Below are 20,817 nucleotides of genomic sequence, written 5' to 3' on the forward strand. Positions count from 1 at the left end.
GGACCCCGCCGGGATGCGCGACGCCGCCGCCGTCAGCCCTGGTGGATGTCGTCGTGCCAGGGCCCGCTGTGTGCCACGAGGGTACGGATCTGCCCGATCGTGGCGTCCGGGGCGAGGATCGCCGTGCGCCACCGCCGGATCATCATGGTCGCCTCCCCGACCACGGTCCGGAGTTCGGAAATCTCCCTGGTCGCCTTCTCCACCTGCTGCCGGGCGACGATCGTCTCCGCCTCCAGCTCGGCGACCCGCAGCTTGAGCGGTTGCACCAGGGTGAGCGCGGTGTCGGTCAGTACGTCGGCGGCGTCCGCCCGGAACCGGCGCCGTTGCAGCAGGACTGCGGCGGCCGAGGCGACTCCGCCGCCGCCACCGAGGATGCCGATGGCGGAGAGCAGGATCTGGACCCAGGGCGGGCCCGACTCAGGGGGCACTGGAGCGGTCACCGAATGCTCCTTCCACGAGTACCGGTACCCCGGCCGGGCCGCGCCGCTCGTGCGCCCGGGCCAGCCGGTAGAGGTGCCGCGCGATCTGCGCGCACCGCCACCAGGAGGCGACGGCCACCGCGGCGATGAAGAGACCGGCGGCGAGTCCCGGCCGGCCCGAGATGACGAAGACCGCGATGGCGTACATCCCGGTGACGGCGCCGAAGGCCAGCAGCGCACCGAGTTCCACGCCCATGCCGGTGGCGGGTTGCCCCCGCCAGACGACCCCGCACAGCCCCGCGACCCCGGCCAGGATGAGGCCGACGGCCCAGACCTGCTCCAGCAGGGTGGGCATGGCGACGGCGACCGACCGGGGGCGGCTGTCGAGCACCACCAGGAGCACCCCGCAGACCACGGCGGTGGCCAGCGAGGTCACCTCGAAGGGATGCCGACCGGAGACCATCCGGGCGGGCCGGGACCGCCAGCGCGGCTGGGGACGCGGGGGTACCTCGCGATCACTCATGCCCGACCGGCCGGCCGTTGTCGAACCAGACATTGGACTTCTCCCAGGTCACTCCCGGGTGGGTGGGGCGGGCGACGATGCCGGTGCGGTGGTGGCGGCCGAAGACGTTGCCCCGGAACAGCACCGCCGAGGCGGCGAGGTCGGGCCGGATCCCGATGGTGTAGCTGCCGCCGTCGCAGTAGTTCTCCTCGAAGCGCAGGTTCTGCACGGCGAGGCCGAGACTGAGGCACGAGTTCATCGCCTCGGCCGTACTCGGCCGGTAGGCGTCCAGCCGGTTGTGCCGGATGAGCACGTCGCCGACGCCGACGACCCGTACGCAGTCGTTGTGCGAGCCGGGCACCCGCACCAGGTCGTGGATCCACGAGTCGACGACGGTGACCCGGGAGCCGATCCACAACCCGTCCTGGACATGGTGCAGGTTCACCCGGCGCAGGGTGTAGTCGTCGAAACAGACGCCGACCGGGGAGCGTCCCCGGCCGTCGATCTCCACGTCCTCGACGACCAGGTTGACCGCCGAGTCGAAGGTCCGGATCGGAAAGGTGGCGCCGTCGGAGGTGATCCTCGACCGGCGGATCGTGACGTTCCTGGCGTGTACGCTGACCCGCCCGGTGATGTGCAGGTTCGAGATCACCTGACCGTCCCGACGCAGGTCCAGCGGACCGGATCGGGTCAGGACGGTGTTGGGCGGTACGCCGGTGCTGGCCGGTCCCGGCCAGCAGGTCAGTGGTACGAGCGGTGTGGGCATGGTCTCTCCCGAACAGACCTCGTGGGGTGCGGGCTACCGCGACAGGTGCACGCCCAACGTCGCTCCGCCCGCCCGCGGGGTCCTTCAGAGGTCTGGCCCTACCGCCGGTCGGGTCGCCAGGTCGATGATCGACGGAACTCGATCACCCCGGATATCACTCATGTTACCGACGTACCGGCCATGGGACATTTGTTCGGACGGACAAATCACGGACAGAGAACGCCGCTGACCTGCGCATACTCCGCCGACGAGGCCGGTCGGGTCGGTGCGCCGGGGTCAGCCGGTCGACTCCCCGTGACTGCGCCGCCGGGTCTCGTTCCACCGCTCGACGAGCGCCGCCATCTCGTCCTGGACGAAGAAGAGGAAGTCGCGCATGTCGGCCAGTCGGGTACCGGCCGGTGACGCGTCGCCGCCGACCGCGACCACGCCCTGGTGCATCAGGTCGCCGAGTTTCTGGTAGACCCCGCTCTGCACCGCCGCCGTGTACCAGATGTCGTCCGGGGCGTGGTAGCGGTCCCGCCGGGAGTTGGGTACCGGCTCCCGCAGCACCAGGTTGACGTGCAGCAGATAGCGCAGCGCGCCGGAGATCGCGGCGGCGCTGACGCCGAGCCGCTGCGCGATCTCCCCGGCGGTGAGCCCGGGCTCGTCGGTCACCATCAGGGCGCCCAGCACCCGGGCCGCCATCCGGGGTACGCCGAGGTCGCTGAAGGACAACGCGAACTGTTCGACGAAGCGGCGTACGGCCTCCTCGTCCCGAGGAACCTCGATTCGCGTCATTCCCGTCCTTCGCTAGCTTCTGAAGATCGTGTAATTGTGCCTCAACACCGCGTGAGCAGGCCAACGGCTCCAGCCGCGCCCGTCGGGGCGCGGCTGGAGGGGTGGTAGGGGCGGCCGGCGGGACGCCTGCCGGTGGCCGGCGGGGCGGTGTCGGTCAGAGTGCCAGGTCGCGCCGCCGGAACAGGGCCAGGCCGGCGGCACCGAGCGCCACCGCCACCAGCGCCAGCAGCACCAGCGGGGTCGCCGAGAGTTCGGCGGAGGGCAGCGCCGGTACGTGGCTGAACGGGGAGACGTCCCGGACCGCCCGGGGCAGGTTCAGCAGCTCGCCGAACTGACCGGCGATCAGGCTGACCGCGAAGCCGAGCCAGCCCAGCCCGACGGCGAGCCGGGGCAGCAGGCCGAAGACCAGCACGACGTACCCGATCATGATCAGCGCCGGCGCGGTCTGCACCAGTGCGGCGGCGCCGAGGTCCGCGAGCCGGTCGGCGAGCCCGCCGGCGCTCAGCCCGGCGACCAGGCCCGCCGAGAGGCCGGCGAGCAGCAGCAGGAAGACCGCGCCCAGGGCGGCGACGAGCAGGTGGCCGCCGAGCCAGTGCAGCCGGCCGGTGGCGGTGGCGAGCAGCGGCTCGGCCCGCCCGCCGGCCTCCTCCGCCCGGACCCGCAGCATCGCCTGCACCACGTAGCCGGCCGCCATCGCGCCGACCATCGCCAGCATCGCGGTGAAGAACGAGTCGGAGAGCGCACCCTCGCCGCCGAGTTCCCGGATGGTCCGCGCGGCACCCTCGTTGCCGGCGAAGGCGTCCTCGACCGCGCCGGCCAGCGAGCCGATGGTCACCCCGAACAGCCCGACCGCGACGGCCCAGCCGAAGAGCGTGCCGCGCTGGAGCCGCCAGGCCAGGCCGAGCGGGCTGAGCAGCCCGCTCGCCGCCCGGCCCGGACCCGGCCGGGCGGAGATCATGCCCATCCCGATGTCCCGGCGGTCGGCCAGCGCGAAGGCCACCGCGAGCAGGACGGCGAAGACCGCCGCCGGGAGCGCCAGCACCCACCAGCGGTTCTCGGCGAACGGCCGGACCAGGGTGGCCCAGCCGATCGGGGAGAGCCAGGACGGCCAGGCACTGGTCATGGTGTAGCCGTCCGGCCGGACGGCGCCGAACGCGTCGCCGAGCCCGCGCAGCAGATAGCCGGCGCCGATGGTGGCGGCGGCGATCCCGTTCGCGGCCCGGGCACCCTGGCTCACCTGGGCGGCGACCGCCGCGACGGCGCCGAAGGTCAGGCCGGCGGCGCCGACACCGAGGCCGAAGGCGACCGAGCCGGCGGCCGGCAGGCCGTTGCCGATCAGGGTCAGCGCGATCAGCGTGGCCAGCAGCAGGTTCGCCCCGGCGGTGACGATCATGGCCGCGGCGAGGCTGGCGTGCCGGCCGACCACCATCGAGCCGATCATCTCGGTACGGCCGGTCTCCTCGTTCTGCCTGGTGTGCCGGACCACGGCGAGGGTGCTCATGAACCCGGCCAGCGCGGCGAGGAAGGTGAGGATCTGAAAGGCCATCATGTCGCCGTCGTCGACCCCGGTCGGCGCGTTGCGCAGCATCAGGATCGCCGGGGTGTCCACGGCGGTACGCAGCGCGGTCAGCCGCGCCGCCTCGGTCGGGAACTGCTCCCGTACGGCGGTGTACGTGAAGGAGGCCAGCACCGTCGTACCGACGATCCACAGTGGCAGTTGGATCCGGTCGCGGCGCAGTGCCAGCCGGGTGAGCCGGGCGGTACCGGTGAAGGTGCCGGCCATCACACGCCGGCCAGTTCGTCGCGGGCCTCGCGACCGCCGTAGTGCCGCATGAACAGCTCCTCCAGCGAGGGCGGTGAACTCGTCAGCGCGCGCACCTCGAAGCGGTGCAGGTGTCCGAGTACCGGATCCAGCTCGGTGGAGTCGACGTCGAACCGGGCCTGCGTCCCCTCGACCCGGGCGTCGTGCACCCCGGCCAGCTCGGCCAGCCCGGTGATCGGCCGGGCGGTCTGCACCGAGATGGAGGTACGGGTCAGGTGCCGCAGTTGCGCCAGCGTGCCGGACTCCACGGTCCGGCCCTGCCGGATGATGCTCACCCGGTCGCAGAGCGCCTCCACCTCGGAGAAGATGTGGCTGGAGAGCAGTACGGTCCGGCCCTGCCGCTTCACCTCGCGTACGCACTCCTGGAAGACCGCCTCCATCAGCGGGTCGAGCCCGGAGGTCGGCTCGTCGAGGATGTAGAGCTCGACGTCGGAGGCGAAGGCGGCGACCACGGCGACCTTCTGCCGGTTGCCCTTGGAGTACGTCCGGGCCTTCTTCGTCGGGTCGAGTTCGAAGCGCTCCAGCAGCTCGTCCCGGCGGCGCCGGTCCAGCCCGCCGCGCAACGCCCCGAAGAGGTCGATCGCCTCGCCGCCGGTCAGGTTCGGCCAGAGGTTCACGTCGCCCGGCACGTACGCCAGCCGCCGGTGCAGCGCCACCGCGTCCCGCCACGGGTGTCCGCCGAGCAGGCTCACCCGGCCGGCGTCGGCCCGGAGCAGCCCCAGCAGCACCCGGATGGTGGTCGACTTCCCGGCGCCGTTCGGGCCGAGGAAGCCGTGCACCTCGCCGACGTCGACGGTGAGGTCCAGCCCGTCCAGCGCGCGGCTCCGGCCGAAGGACTTGACCACGCCGGAGACCGAGATAGCAGTAGTCATGAGGCCGACGGTACGCCCGATTCACAAGTTTGTGAAAACTCAGAAGCGTCAGGATTTCGTCAAGATACGACCTCCTCCCCCGACCGTTCCGCCGGGCGTTCCGTCGGGCCTTCCGTCGGGCGTTCCGTCGGGCGTTCCGTCGGGGGTTCCGTCGGGGGTTCCGTCGGCCCGGCGGGTCGTCTCCGGCACGCGCCGGCCGTAACCTCATCGAAATCTCTGACTGACACGATCCGCTGAGTCCTCGCCCGCTGCGGAGGTGTTGATGTTCCTCACCCGTCACGAGCAAGAACGGCTGATGGTCCATGTCGCGGCCGATCTGGCGTGGCGCCGGCGTGAGCGCGGGCTGCGGCTCAACCATCCGGAGGCGGTCGCCGTGATCACGGCGTTCCTGCTGGAGAGCGCCCGGGACGGGCGTACCGTCGCCGAGCTGATGGAGACCGGGCGGACCGTGCTCGGCCGCGACGACGTACTCGACGGTGTCCCGGAGATGATCGCGGAGGTGCAGGTGGAGGCGACCTTCCCGGACGGTACGAAGCTGGTGACCGTACACGAGCCGATTCCGTGACGGGGGCGGGCGTGATCCCCGGCGAGCTGCTGCCCGGTACGGGCGATGTGACGATCAACCCCGGCCGACCCGTGCGCACCCTCCCGGTGCTCAACACCGGGGACCGGCCGGTCCAGGTCGGCTCGCACTACCACTTCGCCGAGGCGAACCCGGCGCTGGAGTTCGACCGGGCGGCGGCCTGGGGGCACCGGCTCGGGATACCCGCCGGCACCTCGGTGCGGTTCGAGCCGGGCATCGGCCGGGACGTCGACCTGGTGCCGCTCGGCGGCGCCCGGATCGTCCCCGGACTGCGCGGCGAGTGCGCCGGCCCGCTGGACCCGCCCGACCCCGACCCCGACCCCGATTCCGATCCCGTCCTCGATCCGGTCCCGCCGGAGCCCGCCGGGGAGGGCTCGTGAGCACCCTGGACCGGCGCCGGTACGCCGCCCTCTACGGTCCCACCGTCGGCGACCGGGTCCGGCTCGCCGACACCAACCTGCTGATCGAGGTCGAGCAGGACCACTGCGGGTACGGCGACGAGGCGGTCTTCGGCGGCGGCAAGGTGATCCGCGAGTCGATGGGGCAGTCCCTGGTCACCCGCGCCAACGGCGCCCCGGACACGGTGATCACCGGCGCGCTGGTGCTGGACTACTGGGGCGTGGTCAAGGCCGACGTCGGGATCCGGGACGGCCGGATCGTCGGGCTCGGCAAGACCGGCAACCCGGACACCATGGACGGGGTGCACCCCGAGCTGGTGATCGGGCCGGGCACCGAGATCATCTCCGGCAACGGCCGGATCCTCACCGCCGGTGCGATCGACAGCCACGTACACCTGATCTGCCCGCAGATCCTGGAGACCGCGCTGGCCAGCGGCATCACCACGATCATCGGTGGCGGTACCGGCCCGGCCGAGGGGACCAAGGCGACCACGGTCACCCCGAACCCCTGGTATCTGGGGCGGATGCTGGAGGCGCTCGACCCCTGGCCGGTCAACGTGCTGCTGCTCGGCAAGGGCAACACGGTCAGCGAGGAGTCGCTCTGGGAGCAGCTCCGCGGCGGGGCCGGCGGCTTCAAGCTGCACGAGGACTGGGGCACCACCCCGGCCGCGATCGACGCCTGCCTGCGGGTCGCCGACGCCTCCGGGGTGCAGGTCGCGATCCACACCGACACGCTCAACGAGGCCGGCTTCGTCGAGGACACCCTACGGGCGATCGGCGGCCGGTCGATCCACGCGTACCACACCGAGGGGGCGGGCGGCGGGCACGCGCCGGACATCATCCGGGTCGCCGCCGAGCCGAACGTGCTGCCGTCGTCGACCAACCCGACCCGGCCGTACACCCGGAACACCCTCGACGAGCACCTCGACATGCTGATGGTCTGCCACCATCTCAACCCGACCGTGCCGGAGGACCTGGCGTTCGCGGAGAGCCGGATCCGGCCCAGCACCATGGCCGCCGAGGACGTGCTGCACGACCTCGGCGCGATCTCGATGATCGGCTCGGACTCGCAGGCGATGGGGCGGGTCGGCGAGGTGATCCTGCGTACCTGGCAGACCGCGCACGTGATGAAGGCCCGGCGTGGCCCGCTGCCCGGTGACGGCGCCGCCGACAACGCGCGGGCCCGCCGGTACGTCGCCAAGTACACGATCTGTCCGGCCGTCGCGCACGGCATCGACGCCGAGGTGGGCTCGGTCGAGCCGGGCAAGCTCGCCGACCTGGTGCTCTGGGACCCGGCCTTCTTCGGGGTACGCCCGCACCTGGTGCTCAAGGGCGGCATGATCGCGCTCGGCCAGATGGGCGACGCCAACGCCTCGATCCCGACGCCGCAGCCGATGCTGCCCCGGCCGATGTTCGGCTCCTACGGCGCGGCACCCGCCGCGACCAGCCTCGCCTTCGTGGCCCCGGCCGCCATCGACGCGCTGCTCGCCGACCGGATCGGGATCCGCCGGGCGTTGGCCCCGGTCGCCGACACGAGGTCGCGGGGCAAAACCGACCTGCCCGGCAACGACGCCCTGCCGCGCATCGAGGTGGAGCCGGACACCTTCACGGTACGCATCGACGGTGCGGTCGTGGAGCCCGAGCCGGCGGTCGAGCTGCCGATGGCCCAGCGCTACTTCCTCTTCTGAGGACCCGACCGCCATGACCGGACTCGCCACCCTGCTGGTGCTCGCCGACGGCCGGTTGCCCGCCGGCGGCCACGCCCACTCGGGCGGGCTGGAGGCGGCGGTGACCGGTGGCCGGCTCCGGGACCTGACCGGCCTCGCCGGATTCCTCCGGGGCCGGCTCGGCACCACCGGCCGGGTCACCGCCGCCTTCGCCGCCGCCGCCTGCGCCGCCGTCACCGGGGACCCCGACGGCCACCGACTCGACGCGCTGGACGAGGGGCTGGACGCCCGTACCCCCTCCCCCGCGCTGCGCCGGGCGTCCCGGGCACAGGGCCGGGCCCTGCTGCGCGCCGGTCGGGCGATCTGGTCGGTCGACCCGGCCCGCCGGGACCGGCACCATCCGGTCGCGCTCGGCATCGTGGCGGCGACGGCCGGACTCGCCCCGGTCGAGGCGGCGCTCGCCGGGGCGTACGGGACGGTCAGCGGCCCGGCCAGTGCCGCCGTACGGCTGCTCGGGCTGGACCCGTACGCCGTGCACGCGCTGCTCGCCGAGCTGGCCGGCCCGTGCGACCGGCTGGCCGCACTCGCCGCCGCCGGGGCGGACGATCCGGTCGACCGGCTGCCCGCCGACTCCGCCCCGCTGCTGGAGATCGGTGCCGAGGTTCACGCGAGCTGGGAGGTGCGTCTCTTTGCATCCTGACCGACCCGACCACGAAACCGGCATCCGCCGACAACCCGACGGCGGAATGCCGCAACAACACACCGACAACGGGATCCCGCACCAGCACACCGACAACGGGATCCCGCACCAGCACACCGACGGCGGAGTCCCGCAGCAACACACCGACGGTGGAATGCGGCACGGACACGACGATGATGTGGTTCCGCACCGGCACCCGGACCCGGACGTCGACCCCCATCCCCCACTGGGGCGGTCGGCGCGGAGCGGAGCGGTCCGGGTCGGCATCGGCGGCCCGGTCGGCTCGGGCAAGACCGCCCTGGTCGCGGCGCTCTGCCGCACCCTCGCCGACGAACTGCGGCTGGCCGTGGTCACCAACGACATCTACACCACCGAGGATGCCGACTTCCTGCTCCGCAACGGCGTACTGCCGGCCGAGCGGATCCGGGCGGTGGAGACCGGCTGCTGCCCGCACACCGCGATCCGGGACGACATCTCGGCCAACCTCGACGCGGTGGAGGAACTGGAGGTACTGCTCGGGCCGCTGGACCTGATCCTGGTGGAGAGCGGTGGGGACAACCTCACCGCCACCTTCAGCCGAGGGCTGGTGGACCGGCAGATCTTCGTGGTCGACGTGGCCGGCGGGGACAAGGTGCCCCGCAAGGGTGGCCCGGGGGTGACCGGCGCGGACCTGCTGGTGGTGAACAAGACCGACCTCGCCCCGCTGGTCGGCGCCGACCTGTCGGTGATGGCCCGGGACGCGTCCGCCCGGCGCGGCCCGCTGCCGACCGTCTTCCTCTCCCTGGTGGAGGATCCGGCCGCCAGCCCGGTCGCCGACTGGATCCGCACCCTGCTGCCGGCGCCGGCGGTGCCGGTGGACGACCGCCCGGGACACCCGGGCTGATGCGGGCACTGGCCCGGATCGTCGCCGAGGCCGACCCGCCGCGCGGAACCCGGCTGACCGTGCTGCGCGGCGAACCGCCACTGCTGCCGCGCCGGACCGGACCGGTCGGCCCGGCGGACCCGGACCGCGAGGTCGAACTGCACCTCGTCGGCGGGGCGGCCGGCCCGCTCGGCGGCGACCGGCTGCGGATCGAGATCGAGGTCGGGCCGGGGGCGCGACTCTGCGTACGGAGTGTCGCCGCCTCGCTGGCGCTGCCGGCGCGGGACGGTGCCGAGTCCCGGCTCGCCGTACGGGCCCGGGTGGCGGCCGGTGGACGACTGCGCTGGCTGCCCGAACCGCTGATCGGGGCGGCCGGCTGTGCGCACCGGACCGACTCCCGGGTCGAACTCGCCGAGGGTGCGGCGCTGTACTGGCGGGAGGAACTGGTCTGCGGCCGGCACGCCGAGCCGGTCGGCGACGTACGGCTGGAGATGACGGCGCGGTACGGCGGCCGTACGCTGCTGCGCAACGATCTCGCGGTCGGGCCCGGCGCGGCCGGCTGGTCCGGCCCGGCGGTGCTCGGCGGCGGCCGGGCGGTCGGCTCGGTGCTGCTGGTCGACCCGGCCTGGACCGAAACTCCGCCACCCCGGCCGGCCCCCTGCGACCCGGTGGCGGCACCCGGTTCCGGCGCACCGGACCGGGCCGGGCCGTCCGGCGGGACTCCACCGGAGCGGGCGGGACCGTCCGGGACGGCGTCACCGGAGGCGGGGGTGGCGGCGGCGGTGCTGCCGCTGGCCGGCGGCCCGGCCGTGCTGGTCAGTGCGGTCGGCGCGGACGCGCGGGCGGTCCGGGCCCGACTCGACCGGGCGCTCGACCGGCCAGCCGGCGCGGTGGAAGCGGGCGGCAGAGCGGCATATCGACACGTACCCGGGCATGCTGTCACGTAGTGTGACGGCATGCCTGCGGTGCCCTGGTGGGCGGTTTTCTCGGCGGCGGCCCTCCCGGTGCTGCTGGTGATCGGATGGACCGTCGCGGCCGTACGGCAACCACCCGGCTACGACCCCTGGGGAGACACGGTCAGCTCACTCTCCTCCTACGGGATGCTGGACCGGCAGATCCTGATCGGCTGCCTGGCCGGGCTCGGGGTGGCCCACCTGGTCACCGCGATCGGCCTGCGCCCGGTCCGCACCGCCGCCCGACTGGTGTACGGCCTCGGCGGGGTGGCCACGGTCCTGGTGGCGGCGGTGCCGAAGACCGACGCCCAGACTCCCCGGGCGCACGGCGTCTCCGCGGTGGTCGCCTTCGTGGCCCTGGCCGCCTGGCCGGCGGTGGCCGCCCTGCCGCTACTGCGCCCCGGTCGGATCGGGCGCCGGCAGCTCGGGCCCCGGCACGACCGGCCGGGCGAGCCCGGTCACCCCCCGGCGGACCGGACGGCGACCTGGGCGGCGGACCGGACGGCGGACCGCCCATGGGTACTGCGTCCGGCGGTCGGCACCGCCGTCTCGCTGGTGATGCTCGGCCTCGGCCTGTGGCTGGCGCTGCAACTGCCCGACGGCGGTTGGGCGGGGCTGGCCGAACGGCTGACCGCCGGCACGGAGGCGCTCTGGCCGCTGATCGTGGTGCTGACCCTGTTCCGTCGGACCCGTCGGACCCGTCGGCGACCGGCGACGGCACGCCGATCGGCGTGATCGGGAGGGTGGGTGCCGGCCGTTCGCCGACACCCACCGCAGATCCCGATCACGCCGATGGATCACCGGCCCGAATCAGTCCGGTGGATCAGTAGACCTGTACGCCGTACGCGTTGAGCGCCTCGACGACCGGCTGGAAGTACGTCGTGCCGCCGGTGCTGCAGTTGCCGCTGCCGCCCGAGGTCAGGCCGAGCGCCGTGTTGCCGGCGAAGAGCGGGCCGCCGCTGTCGCCCGGCTGGGCGCAGACGGTGGTCCGGATCAGGCCGGAGACGGTGCCGCTGCCCTGGTAGGTGACGGTCGCGTTGAGCGCGGTCACCCGGCCGCTGCGCAGCCCGGTGGTGCTGCCGCTGCGCTGCACCGACTGGTTGACGGTCGGGTTGGCCGCACCGGTGATGTCCCGGCTGCCGCTGTACAGCCAGACGTCACCCGGCTGCTGCGCGGTGCTGTTGTACCGCACGATCCCGTAGTCGTTGCCGGGGAAGCTGCTGCCGGCCCGGGTGCCGATCACGGAGCCGCCGGAGCTGCTCGACCAGTTCGCCCCGGCGTTGGTGCAGTGGCCGGCGGTGAGGAAGTAGTAGGTGCTGCCGCTGCGGACGTTGAAGCCGAGCGAGCACCGGCTGCCGCTGGTGTAGATCGCCTGGCCGCCGGAGATGGTGGTGCTCAGCGTGCCGGGGATCGACTGGATCCGGACGGCACCGCCGAAGCGCGCCGTGACCGACTTGATCTTGGCGAGCTTGGCACCGGTGACCGTGCTGTCCACGTCGACCGCAACCTGGTTGCTGACCGGGTCGACGTACCACGCGGTGCCCGGGATCCGGGCCGACCTGTCCAACTCGGCGGTGACCTGGGCCAGTTCGGCCGCACCGCGGGTGACGACCTTGGCGGTCGCCCCGGAGGCCCGGACCTGGCGGGCCGCCGCCTCGTCGGTCACGGTGACGACCATCTTGCCGTCGGCGCCGAGGTAGGTGCCGGCGGACCGGGCGCCGAGCCGCTCGGAGAGCGCCGTCGCGGCCTCCGGGCTGGCGACCGGGGCAGCCTGCGCCGGTACGCCGATCAGCATGCCGGCGACGAGTGAGCCCGCCGCGGACGCGATCGCGACAAGGCGGATCGATGACCTTGTGGGTCGCATGTAGAGCCTCCCAAGGGGGGTTTGGAGGTGTCTGCGCCGAGTTGGCACATGTGATACGAGTATTCAGACATCTAAGATCATGAACAAGATGCCTAACATATCGCCTGCAACAGGGCGTTCGCCTTATGGTCAGCTCCGTTGTGGAGACTCAGGCCGCTCTATATGATTCGCCCACCCCCAGCTGGCTCAGGCAACCGCGATCCGGAGGCCGCCCATGTCCGCTCCCCGCCGTACCGCCACCCTCCTCTCCACCCTCCTCGCCACCGTCGTGCTCGTCGGCTCGGTCGGGCTCGTCGCCGGCCCGGCGCAGGCCGACCCCGGCCCACCGCCCGCCTCGATGGCCAGCCTGGGTGACTCGATCACCCGGGGATTCAACGCCTGCGGGTGGTACGTCGACTGCCCGTCCCGCTCCTTCAGCACCGGTGACGACTCCGGGGTGAACAGCCACTACCTGCGGATTCGGGCGGTGAACCCGGCGATCGCCGGCCGCAACCACAACGACGGACGCTCCGGCGCCAAGTCCGCGGACATGGCCGGCCAGGCCGACACCGCCGTCTCGCAGGGCGTCGGCTACGTGACGATGCTGATCGGCGCGAACGACGCCTGCACCAGCTCCGAGTCGGGCATGACCCCGGTGGGCACCTTCCGGAGCAACATCGACGCCGCGCTCGGCCGGCTGCGGTCCGGGCTGCCGAACGCCCGGGTGTTCGTGATCAGCGTGCCCGACATCCAGCGACTCTGGTCGGTCGGCCGGGGCAGCGCCGCCGCCCGTACGGCGTGGTCGCTCTTCGGCATCTGCCAGTCGATGCTGGCCAGCCCGACCTCCAACGCCCAGGCCGACGTGGACCGGCGCAACCGGGTACGCCAGCGGGTGGTCGACTACAACAGCCAGCTCGCCGCGGCCTGCGCCGCGTACGGGTCGAACTGCGTCTTCGACGGCAACGCGGTGTTCAACTATCCGTTCACGCTCGGCCAGTTGTCCGGCTGGGACTACTTCCACCCGAACGCGTCCGGGCAGCGGGTGCTGGCCGAGATCTCGTACGGCGCCGGGTTCCGCTGGTAGCCGCCGGCCGGCCGGGCTATCCGGCCCGGTCCGGTGGTGGGCGGTAACCGACGAGTCCGTCCCCGGTCGCCACCACCAGCACCCCGGGAAGCGCGACGAGGTCGGTCACCGGTGCGGCCATCTCGATGGTCTGGCCCGGTCGTCCCGGCTCGCCGACGGGCTGCCACCGCAGCACGCTGCCGTCCGCCGCCACCAGCCAGCTGGTCCGGTCCGCCCGGACGACGGCCAGCGAGCGCACCGGCCGGGTGGCGGTCAGCACGACGACGGGCTCCGGCGGCAGCCCGTCGAGGACCGGAGGGGCCGGGCCGGCGGGCCCACCGCCGGCCCCGGCCCCGGCCCCGGCCCCGGCCTCGGCATCGGCGAGGCGGCCGGCCCCGGCAGCGGCACCGGCCTCGGCGTCGACATCGGCCTCGCCGAGGCGGCCGGCCCGGATCGACCGGACCAGCTCGGTGACGTCGGCGCAGCGGACCTGCCCGTTCCGGCCGGCTCCGAAGACCAGGCCGCGGCCGTGCACCGTCGCGGCCAGCACGGCGTATGCGGCACCGCCGAAACCGTCCAGCACCGGCCACCCGGACGGCTCCCGGGCGTCGAGTTCCCAGAGTCGTACGGTGTCGTCCTCGGCGGCGGTCAATCCGACCGGTACCCCGGCCAGCTCGCCGACCGCCAGCCCCCGGATCCGGCCGGTGTGCCCGGTGGCCGGCCCGTCCAGCCGGCCCGTGGCGACGTCGACCCGGAACAGCGCGGCCCCGTCGGCCAGCAGCAGCACCCGACGGCCGTCCAGCAGCGCCACGGCGAGCGGCCCCACCGGCGTGGGCCCCGAGACGCCCACCGCCGCCGCCCCGGGTCGGCCCGGATCACGCCCGATCGGCAGGGCGGCGATCCGCTCCCCGGTGGCCGGATCCCAGAGCCGGACATGGTCGGCTCCGGCCTCGGCCAGCAGCGGGTGCTCGCCGGGGACCAGCGTCCCACCCGCCGGAGTCCCGGCAAGCGGCAACTCGACCTCGGCCCCGGTCGTCGGCTCGAATCCCCGGACCGGGTGCCCGGGCGAGGCCGCGAGGAGTAGCGGAGCGGCCACCGACCCGCCGGCCCCGAGGCGGGGCCCGGGGAGATCCGGAGGAGCCGTCGACCCGTCCTCCCGGTCGGCGGGCGGAGGGTCGCGGCGGAACGGGTACGGCCGCTCCGGATCCCAGACCCAGACCAGCCCCGCACCGTCCCCGGTGACCAGCATCGGCCGACCGTCGATCTCGGCCCCGATCGTCCGGGTCGGCGCCGCCTCGTACGGGTAGCGGAACGCCTCGCCGAGTTGCCGGCCGGTCTCCGGCAGCCAGGCCCGTACGGTCGCGTCGTCGCCGCTCCACAGCACGGCACGCCCGCCGAGCCGGCCGGCGAGTACGGAGTTGACCTGGCCGGTGTGCCCGGTGAACGCCGGTCCGAGCGGTCGCCCGGCGCGCAGGTCCCAGCCCTGGGCCACCCGGCCTGCGGCGCCGAGCAGGACCTGCCGGCCGGAGTGCTCCGCGAAGGTCAGCACGGTCACCAGCCCGGCGACCTCGAAGTCGTACCCGCCGAGCGGCTCGACCCGGACGGCGTCGCCGGCCGACGTCGACGCCAGCCGCCACAGCGAGACCCGGCCGGTGCTGGTGCCGACCGCCAGCACGGCGCCCTCGCCCGCCTCGGTCGCGGCCAGGACGCTGATCCGGTCGCTGCCGGTGCGCAGCGTGCGCACCCGGGCGCCCCGGTCGGCGCCGAGCGACCAGATCTCCAGGTGCGGTGAGCCGCCGGTCAGCACCGCGAACGGGCGGCCGGCCAGCGCGACGGTCGCCAGGGAGCGCACGTCGCCGCACCACTGCCGCCAGCGGGACCGGCCGGTGTCGAGGTCGCTCACCTGGAGATAGCCGGCCCCGGCGCCCGAGACGACCAACTGCTCGCCGTCGATCCGGGTCGTCGCGGACGACCGCGCGTGCGCCCGTTCGTCCACCGCGCCGACGAGCGCACCGTCGGGCAGGTCGAGCACCACCCGGGCCCCGGCGTAGCTGGTGACGAGGGCGCGGGGGCGTCCGGTCCGGTCGTCGGTGAAGCCGACCAGCGCGGTGACCCAGGCCGGCACCGGCTGGTACGGCCCGGGTCGCGCCGGCAGTGGTCGTGGTCGCCGGCCGGCGGCGCCCCAGCTCCAGAGCGGTACGCCGGTCCAGGGTGGTGGACCGGTCCGGGCCGGTTCGGCGACGCCGGGCCGGACGGACCGCTGCGGGGTACGCCCCGCTGTCCCGTCGGTCATCGGCGGCGCGCCGTCCCGGGATGCCGCCCGTCCGGCTGGGCGATGGCCGGAGAAAACGGAAACACGATCGTGGCGATCTCTCGTGGCGGCTAGGCCGGCGCCAGATCCACGTCAGCGGGATCGGATGGCGAGCCGACCGGAGGGAGGGGCGGAGAAGTGACCGGGCGATGCCAGCGCATCGACGATCATTTACCGCATCTTAGTCCGGCCGGCAGGTCGGTCCGGACCCCGCGAAAGGAGCGGCATGCCCGACACGGGTGGCATGCCGGACACGGGCGGCAGCTCCGGACCGACCGGAGATCCCGCTGCTCCGCCCCGCGCCGACTAGACCGAGAGCAGCGAGTGCACCGACGGATCCCGCAGGTCGGTCCGGTCACCGGACCGGACCACCTCACCGGCGTCCAGGATCACGAACCGGTCGGCGAGCCGCAGTGCCAGGTCCAGGTACTGCTCGACCAGCAGGATGGCGAGCCCGAGTTCGTTGTGCAGCCGCTGTACCGCCTCCTCGATCTCCAGGATGATCGACGGCTGGATGCCCTCGGTCGGCTCGTCCAGCAGCAGCATCTTCGGCCGGCTGACCAGGGCACGGGCGATGGCGAGTTGCTGCTGCTGCCCGCCGGAGAGGAAGCCGGCCCGGCGCTTCAGCAGCCCCGGCAGCGCCGGGAAGAGGTCGAGGGCCTCGTCCACCGCCCCCCGGCTGACCTGGCCGGCCGCCTCCGCCGCCACCTGGAGGTTCTCCCCGACGGTGAGCTGCGGGAAGGTCTCGTGGCCGGGCGGTACGTAGCCGAGTCCCCGGCGTACCCGCTCGTGGGTCTTCAGCCCGGTGATCTCCTCCCCGGCGAAGTGCACCCGGCCGGCCCGGACCGGCAGTACGCCCATGATCGCCTTGAGCAGGGTCGTCTTGCCGACCCCGTTGCGCCCCATCACGCAGACCAGGGAGCCGGCCGGCGCCGCCAGGTCCACCCCGAAGAGCACCTGCGCCCGCCCGTACGCCACGTCCAGGCCCTGCACGGTCAGCATCACGACGCCTCCTTGACCAGCTCGGCGCTCTCCTTGCGGGTCCGGCCGAGATAGACCTCCTGCACCCGGGGATCGGCCTGCACCTGCGCCACCGTCCCCTCGCAGAGCAGCCGGCCCTCGTGCAGCACCGTCACCGTGCTGGCGAACCGGCGCAGGAAGTCCATGTCGTGTTCCACCACGATCACGGTGTGCTCCTTCGCGACCTGCCGGAGCAGCTCGCCGGTGCGGGCCCGCTCGTCCCGGCTCATCCCGGCCACCGGCTCGTCCAGCAGCAGCAGGCTGGGCCGCTGGGCGAGCAGCATGCCGATCTCCAGCCACTGCCGCTGCCCGTGCGAGAGCACCCCGGCCGGCCGGTCGGCCAACTCGGCCAGCCCCGTGGTCTCCAGCGCCGCCGCCACCTGGTCGGCGACGCCCCGGCGACGCCGCAGCAGGGTGCCGAGCGGGCGCCGGAACGTCGCGGCCAGGTCCAGGTTCTCCACTACGGTCAACTGCTCGAAGACGACCGACGTCTGGAAGGTACGGCCGATGCCGAGCCGGACGATCTGGTGCTCCCGCCGCCCCAGCAGCTCCGTACCGGCGAAGCGGACCGAGCCGGCGGCGGGTCTGGTCAGCCCGGTGATCACGTCGATCAGGGTGGTCTTGCCGGCCCCGTTCGGCCCGATCAGGAAGCGCAGCTCACCGGCGCCGACCGTGAAGTCGAGATCGGTGATCGCCCGGAAGCCGGAGAAGAGCACGTTCAGCCCGCGTACCCGGAGCAGCTCGGTCATGCCGGCTCCTCCGCCCGGTTGGCGGCCGCCACCGACACCCCGGCCGGGGAGCGCTCGACCGGTGCGACCGGGACGACGGAGTCGACGGGGCCGCGTCCGTTCGCCGCCGGGGTACCCGACGGGACCGGAGCCGCGACGGCCCGGCCCGGGCGGCGGCGCCGGTGCCGGACGGCGGCCCGGAGGTCGGCGGCGAGCCCGGCGAGCCCGCGCGGCGCCCAGAGCATCACCACCACGAACATCGCGCCCTGGAGATAGATCCAGTTGTCCGCCGACTCCTCGCTGAAGATGGTCTTGGCGTAGTTGACCAGCAGGGCGCCGCCGACCGCGCCGGCCAGCGAGAACCGGCCGCCGATCGCCACCCCGATCAGCAGTTCGAGCGAGGCGACGATGCCCAGGTTGGCCGGGCTGAGCAGGCCGACCATCGGCACGAAGAGCGCACCGGCGATCCCGGCCATCCCGGCGGAGACGGCGAAGGCGATGGTCTTCACCACGGCCGGCTCGTAGCCGAGGAAGCGCACCCGGTCCTCACCGTCGCGCACGGCGAGGAGCAACTGCCCGAAGCGGCTGCGGCTCAACTGCCAGGCGAGCAGGAACATCGCCCCGAGCACACCCACCACGACCAGGTAGAGGATCCGCTTGTCGCCCGGCTGGTAGAGGTCCAAGCCGTAGAACATCTGGAAGTTGGTCAGCCCGTTCGTGCCGCCGGTCAGCCCCTGCTGGCCGACCAGCAGGATCACGAACGCGGCGGCCAGCGCCTGGGAGAGCACGGCGAAGTAGGCGCCCCGGACCCGCTGCCGGAACACCAGCAGGCCGAGCAGCACCGCGACGGTGACCGGCAGCAGCACCACCATGGCGAGCGCGAAGGCCGGGTTGGCGAAGGGCCGCCAGAGCGCCGGCAGGCTCTCCACCCCGCTCCAGACCATGAAGTCCGGCAGCCCGCCGGGACCGGCCTCGCGCAGCTTCAGGTGCATGCCCATGGCGTAGCCGCCGAGGCCGAAGAAGACGCCCTGGCCGAGGGTGAGCATCCCGCCCCGGCCCCAGGCCAGGCCGATCCCGACCGCGACGATGGCGTAGCAGAGGTACTTGCCGAGCAGGTCCAGCCGGAACGGCGAGAGCACCGCCGGAGCGACCAGTACCAGCAGCAGGCCGACCGCGACGAAGAGCGCCGGGCCGGTCAGCCGGCGCCGCAGCGGGCCGCCCGGCCGGTCCGGTGCGACCGCGACCGCCCCGGTCACGACAGTGCCCGGGTACGCACGACGAACATCCCCTGCGGGCGGAGCTGGAGGAAACCGATGATCACGGCGAACACCACCACCTTGGCGAAGCTGGCCCCGTTGTCGACCCAGAATTCGACGAAGCTGTTCAGGATGCCGAGGGCGAAGGCGGCGATGACCGCGCCCCGGAGTTGTCCGAGGCCGCCGGCGACGACCACCAGGAACGCGTCCACGATGTAGTTGGTGCCGAGGGTGGGCCCGACCGGGCCGATCAGGGTGAGCGCCACCCCGGCGACCCCGGCCAGGCCGGAGCCGATGAAGAAGGTGAGCTGGTCGACCCGTTCGGTGGCCACCCCGCTGACCGCGGCGAGCTGCCGGTTCTGCATCACCGCGCGCATCCGCCGGCCGTGCCGCAGCCGGGTCAGGTAGAGCCAGATCGCCAGCACGCAGCCGACCGCGAGCACCATGATGAAGACCCGGTTGTACGGCAGGCGTACCCCGCCGAGGTCGAGGCCGCCGGTGAGCCAGCCCGGTGCGCGTACCTGCACGTTCGGCGCGCCGAAGATGTCCCGGGCGACCTGTTGCAGGACCAGGCTGATCCCCCAGGTGAGCAGCAGGGTGTCCAGCGGTCTGCCGTAGAAGTGCCGGATCGCCAGCCGTTCGAGGATCAGCCCGAGCACCCCGGCAACGGCGAACGCCAACGGCAGGGCGACCAGCACCGACTGGGTGCCGACCAGCGGTTGCAGCAGGTACGCCGTGTAGGCGCCGGCCATGATGAACTCGCCGTGGGCCATGTTGATCACGCCCATCTGGCCGAACGTGAAGGTCAGACCGAGGGCGATCAGGAGCAGCACCGCTCCGATGCTCGCCCCGATCACCAGTTGGTTGAGTGTCGCCATGGCGCCGGCGCCTCCGTCCCGGTTTCGCGGCCGTCAGTCGGGGATCTGTCCGGTGTTCAGGAGAGGCCGGCCGCCCACGGGTAGCCCTTCAGGTAGGGGTCGGGCTTGATCGGCTTGCCGGAGTTCCAGACCTCGCGGATCTGGCCGTCCGGCTGGACCAGCCCGATCCGGGCGGTCTTGAAGACGTGCTGGTTCTCGCCGTCGATGGTGACGGTCCCCTCCGGGGTCTCCAGCGAGATCCCGGCCGACGCCTTCTTCACCGCCTCGACGTCGACGCTGCCCGCCTTCTTCACCGCCTCCGCCCAGAGGTGCACGGCGTTGTAGCCGGCCTCCATCGGGTCGGAGGTGACCTTGGCGGCGCCGTACTTGGCCTTGAACGCCTTCACGAAGGTCTCGTTCCGGGCCCCGGCCGTGGTCTGGTAGTAGTTCCAGGCCACCAGGTGTCCGGCGACGTTCTCCGGGCCGATGCCGACGACCTCCTCCTCGGCGACGCTGACCGAGACGGTCGGCATCGCCTCGGCGGTGATGCCGCTGCTGCGCAGCTGCTTGAAGAAGGCGACGTTGCTGTCCCCGTTCAGGGTGTTGAAGACCGCGTCCGGCCTGGCCTGCTGGAGCTTGTTCACCACCGTGCTGTATTCGGTGTGCCCGAGCGGGGTGTACTCCTCGCCGAGCACGGTCATCCCGTTCGCCGCCGCGTACGCCTTGATGATCTTGTTCGCGGTACGCGGGAAGACGTAGTCGCTGCCGACCAGGAAGACGGTCTTCTTCCCCTGCTCCCTGAGGTAGTCCAGGCCGGGCACGATCTGCTGGTTGGTGGTCGCCCCGGTGTAGAAGATGTACGGCGAACTCTCCAGCCCCTCGTACTGGACCGGATACCAGAGCAGCGCCCTGTTCCGCTCGAAGACCGGCAGCATCGCCTTGCGACTGGCCGAGGTCCAGCCGCCGAAGACGGTGGCGACCCGGTCGGCGGAGATCAGCTTCTGCGCCTTCTCGGCGAAGGTGGGCCAGTCCGAGGCGCCGTCCTCGACGACCGGTTCGAGCTTCTTCCCGAGCAACCCACCGGCGGCGTTGATCTCCTCGATGGCGAGCAGTTCGGCATCCCGTACGGTCACCTCGCTGATCGCCATGGTGCCGCTCAACGAGTGCAGGATGCCGACCTTGATGGTGCTTCCACTGCCAGCACCCGACGCCGTCGTCGGATCTTCGGCACATCCGCCCGCGGCCAGCAACACCGCCGCCGCGACCAGCATGACCAGCCGGTTCCGCACGCCTCGTGGCATCCGCCTCTCCCCTTTCGCCGCAGGACTGCTGCGTAGTGCCACGAACCGTAGGAATGCTGGATTTCATGAATCTGAGTGCATCGATGTCTGTCGTGTTAACGAACCCTCACAACGCAG

Annotated in this window: 21 protein-coding genes; 8 read left to right on the forward strand and 13 right to left on the reverse strand. The window is 72.9% G+C overall.

The window, feature by feature from the left end; translation table 11 throughout:
- Positions 1-32: 32 nt before the first annotated feature.
- The 6 genes from C6W10_RS38135 to C6W10_RS32255 all read right to left on the reverse strand — a co-directional run bounded on the left by C6W10_RS38135 (position 33) and on the right by C6W10_RS32255 (position 5,158).
- The gene (locus C6W10_RS38135) at positions 33-440 is read right to left on the reverse strand and encodes a hypothetical protein (RefSeq protein ID WP_199853059.1); all 408 of its coding nucleotides are present in this window, start codon (positions 438-440) and stop codon (positions 33-35) included.
- Complete coding sequence (locus C6W10_RS32235) at positions 418-942, reverse strand: hypothetical protein (RefSeq protein ID WP_159104848.1); 525 nt, start codon at positions 940-942, stop codon at positions 418-420. Before C6W10_RS32235 ends, C6W10_RS38135 begins: the two co-directional genes overlap by 23 nt.
- A complete protein-coding gene (locus C6W10_RS32240) occupies positions 935-1,687 on the reverse strand; it encodes a hypothetical protein (RefSeq protein ID WP_107262838.1) in 753 nt (250 codons plus the stop codon). Before C6W10_RS32240 ends, C6W10_RS32235 begins: the two co-directional genes overlap by 8 nt.
- A 276-nt stretch (positions 1,688-1,963) precedes the next feature.
- Entirely contained in the window at positions 1,964-2,464 is a 501-nt protein-coding gene (locus C6W10_RS32245) for a GbsR/MarR family transcriptional regulator (protein ID WP_107262839.1), read from the reverse strand.
- A 154-nt stretch (positions 2,465-2,618) separates the two neighbouring features.
- The gene (locus tag C6W10_RS32250) at positions 2,619-4,247 is read right to left on the reverse strand and encodes an ABC transporter permease (RefSeq protein ID WP_107262840.1); all 1,629 of its coding nucleotides are present in this window, start codon (positions 4,245-4,247) and stop codon (positions 2,619-2,621) included.
- Positions 4,247-5,158, reverse strand: coding sequence for an ABC transporter ATP-binding protein (locus C6W10_RS32255; protein ID WP_107262841.1), 912 nt, complete (start codon positions 5,156-5,158; stop codon positions 4,247-4,249). The genes C6W10_RS32250 and C6W10_RS32255 overlap by 1 nt, the downstream gene beginning before the upstream one ends.
- 262 nt (positions 5,159-5,420) lie before the next feature.
- On the opposite strand from C6W10_RS32255, the gene C6W10_RS32260 reads away from it, so the two are divergent.
- The 7 genes from C6W10_RS32260 (at position 5,421) to C6W10_RS32290 (ending at position 11,056) form a co-directional block, all read left to right on the forward strand.
- Entirely contained in the window at positions 5,421-5,723 is a 303-nt protein-coding gene (locus C6W10_RS32260; protein WP_101371287.1) for an urease subunit gamma, read from the forward strand.
- 11 nt (positions 5,724-5,734) lie between these two features.
- On the forward strand, positions 5,735-6,121 hold the full coding sequence (locus C6W10_RS32265; RefSeq protein ID WP_107262842.1) for an urease subunit beta: 387 nt from the start codon (positions 5,735-5,737) through the stop codon (positions 6,119-6,121).
- Positions 6,118-7,827: an urease subunit alpha gene (locus C6W10_RS32270; RefSeq protein ID WP_107262843.1), complete on the forward strand. Its 1,710-nt coding sequence runs from the start codon at positions 6,118-6,120 to the stop codon at positions 7,825-7,827. Before C6W10_RS32265 ends, C6W10_RS32270 begins: the two co-directional genes overlap by 4 nt.
- Before the next feature lie 13 nt (positions 7,828-7,840).
- Positions 7,841-8,506, forward strand: coding sequence for an urease accessory protein UreF (locus tag C6W10_RS32275; RefSeq protein WP_107262844.1), 666 nt, complete (start codon positions 7,841-7,843; stop codon positions 8,504-8,506).
- A gap of 154 nt (positions 8,507-8,660) precedes the next feature.
- On the forward strand, positions 8,661-9,389 hold the full coding sequence (gene ureG, locus C6W10_RS32280; protein WP_107264450.1) for an urease accessory protein UreG: 729 nt from the start codon (positions 8,661-8,663) through the stop codon (positions 9,387-9,389).
- Entirely contained in the window at positions 9,389-10,315 is a 927-nt protein-coding gene (locus C6W10_RS32285) for an urease accessory protein UreD (protein WP_107262845.1), read from the forward strand. Before ureG ends, C6W10_RS32285 begins: the two co-directional genes overlap by 1 nt.
- A gap of 9 nt (positions 10,316-10,324) precedes the next feature.
- Positions 10,325-11,056 (forward strand): DUF998 domain-containing protein, encoded by a 732-nt coding sequence (locus C6W10_RS32290; RefSeq protein WP_107262846.1) that lies wholly within the window; start codon positions 10,325-10,327, stop codon positions 11,054-11,056.
- A gap of 88 nt (positions 11,057-11,144) precedes the next feature.
- On the opposite strand, the gene C6W10_RS32295 is transcribed toward C6W10_RS32290, so the two are convergent.
- Positions 11,145-12,185 carry a S1 family peptidase gene (locus C6W10_RS32295; protein WP_107262847.1) on the reverse strand — a complete coding sequence of 347 codons (1,041 nt, stop codon included), beginning with the start codon at positions 12,183-12,185 and terminating at the stop codon, positions 11,145-11,147.
- A 214-nt stretch (positions 12,186-12,399) separates the two neighbouring features.
- Between C6W10_RS32295 and C6W10_RS32300 the strand changes: the two genes are divergently transcribed.
- Entirely contained in the window at positions 12,400-13,248 is an 849-nt protein-coding gene (locus C6W10_RS32300; RefSeq protein WP_107262848.1) for a GDSL-type esterase/lipase family protein, read from the forward strand.
- Positions 13,249-13,264: 16 nt separating this feature from the next.
- Here the strand turns inward: C6W10_RS32300 and C6W10_RS39560 are convergent, their stop codons facing one another.
- The 6 genes from C6W10_RS39560 to urtA form a co-directional block, all read right to left on the reverse strand.
- Entirely contained in the window at positions 13,265-15,520 is a 2,256-nt protein-coding gene (locus C6W10_RS39560; RefSeq protein ID WP_159104849.1) for a WD40 repeat domain-containing protein, read from the reverse strand.
- Positions 15,521-15,844: 324 nt separating this feature from the next.
- The gene (gene urtE / locus C6W10_RS32310) at positions 15,845-16,540 is read right to left on the reverse strand and encodes an urea ABC transporter ATP-binding subunit UrtE (protein ID WP_107264451.1); all 696 of its coding nucleotides are present in this window, start codon (positions 16,538-16,540) and stop codon (positions 15,845-15,847) included.
- Positions 16,540-17,307 carry an urea ABC transporter ATP-binding protein UrtD gene (gene urtD / locus C6W10_RS32315; RefSeq protein WP_107262849.1) on the reverse strand — a complete coding sequence of 256 codons (768 nt, stop codon included), beginning with the start codon at positions 17,305-17,307 and terminating at the stop codon, positions 16,540-16,542. The genes urtE and urtD overlap by 1 nt, the downstream gene beginning before the upstream one ends.
- A complete protein-coding gene (gene urtC, locus C6W10_RS32320; protein ID WP_199853780.1) occupies positions 17,304-18,542 on the reverse strand; it encodes an urea ABC transporter permease subunit UrtC in 1,239 nt (412 codons plus the stop codon). Before urtC ends, urtD begins: the two co-directional genes overlap by 4 nt.
- Positions 18,539-19,420, reverse strand: a complete 882-nt coding sequence (gene urtB, locus C6W10_RS32325) for an urea ABC transporter permease subunit UrtB (RefSeq protein WP_107262850.1) — start codon at positions 19,418-19,420, stop codon at positions 18,539-18,541. The genes urtC and urtB overlap by 4 nt, the downstream gene beginning before the upstream one ends.
- Before the next feature lie 56 nt (positions 19,421-19,476).
- Positions 19,477-20,700, reverse strand: a complete 1,224-nt coding sequence (urtA, locus tag C6W10_RS32330; protein WP_199853061.1) for an urea ABC transporter substrate-binding protein — start codon at positions 20,698-20,700, stop codon at positions 19,477-19,479.
- Between the last annotated feature and the right edge of the window lie 117 nt (positions 20,701-20,817).

Source organism: Plantactinospora sp. BB1 (assembly GCF_003030385.1).
Classification (GTDB): Bacteria; Actinomycetota; Actinomycetes; order Mycobacteriales; family Micromonosporaceae; genus Plantactinospora.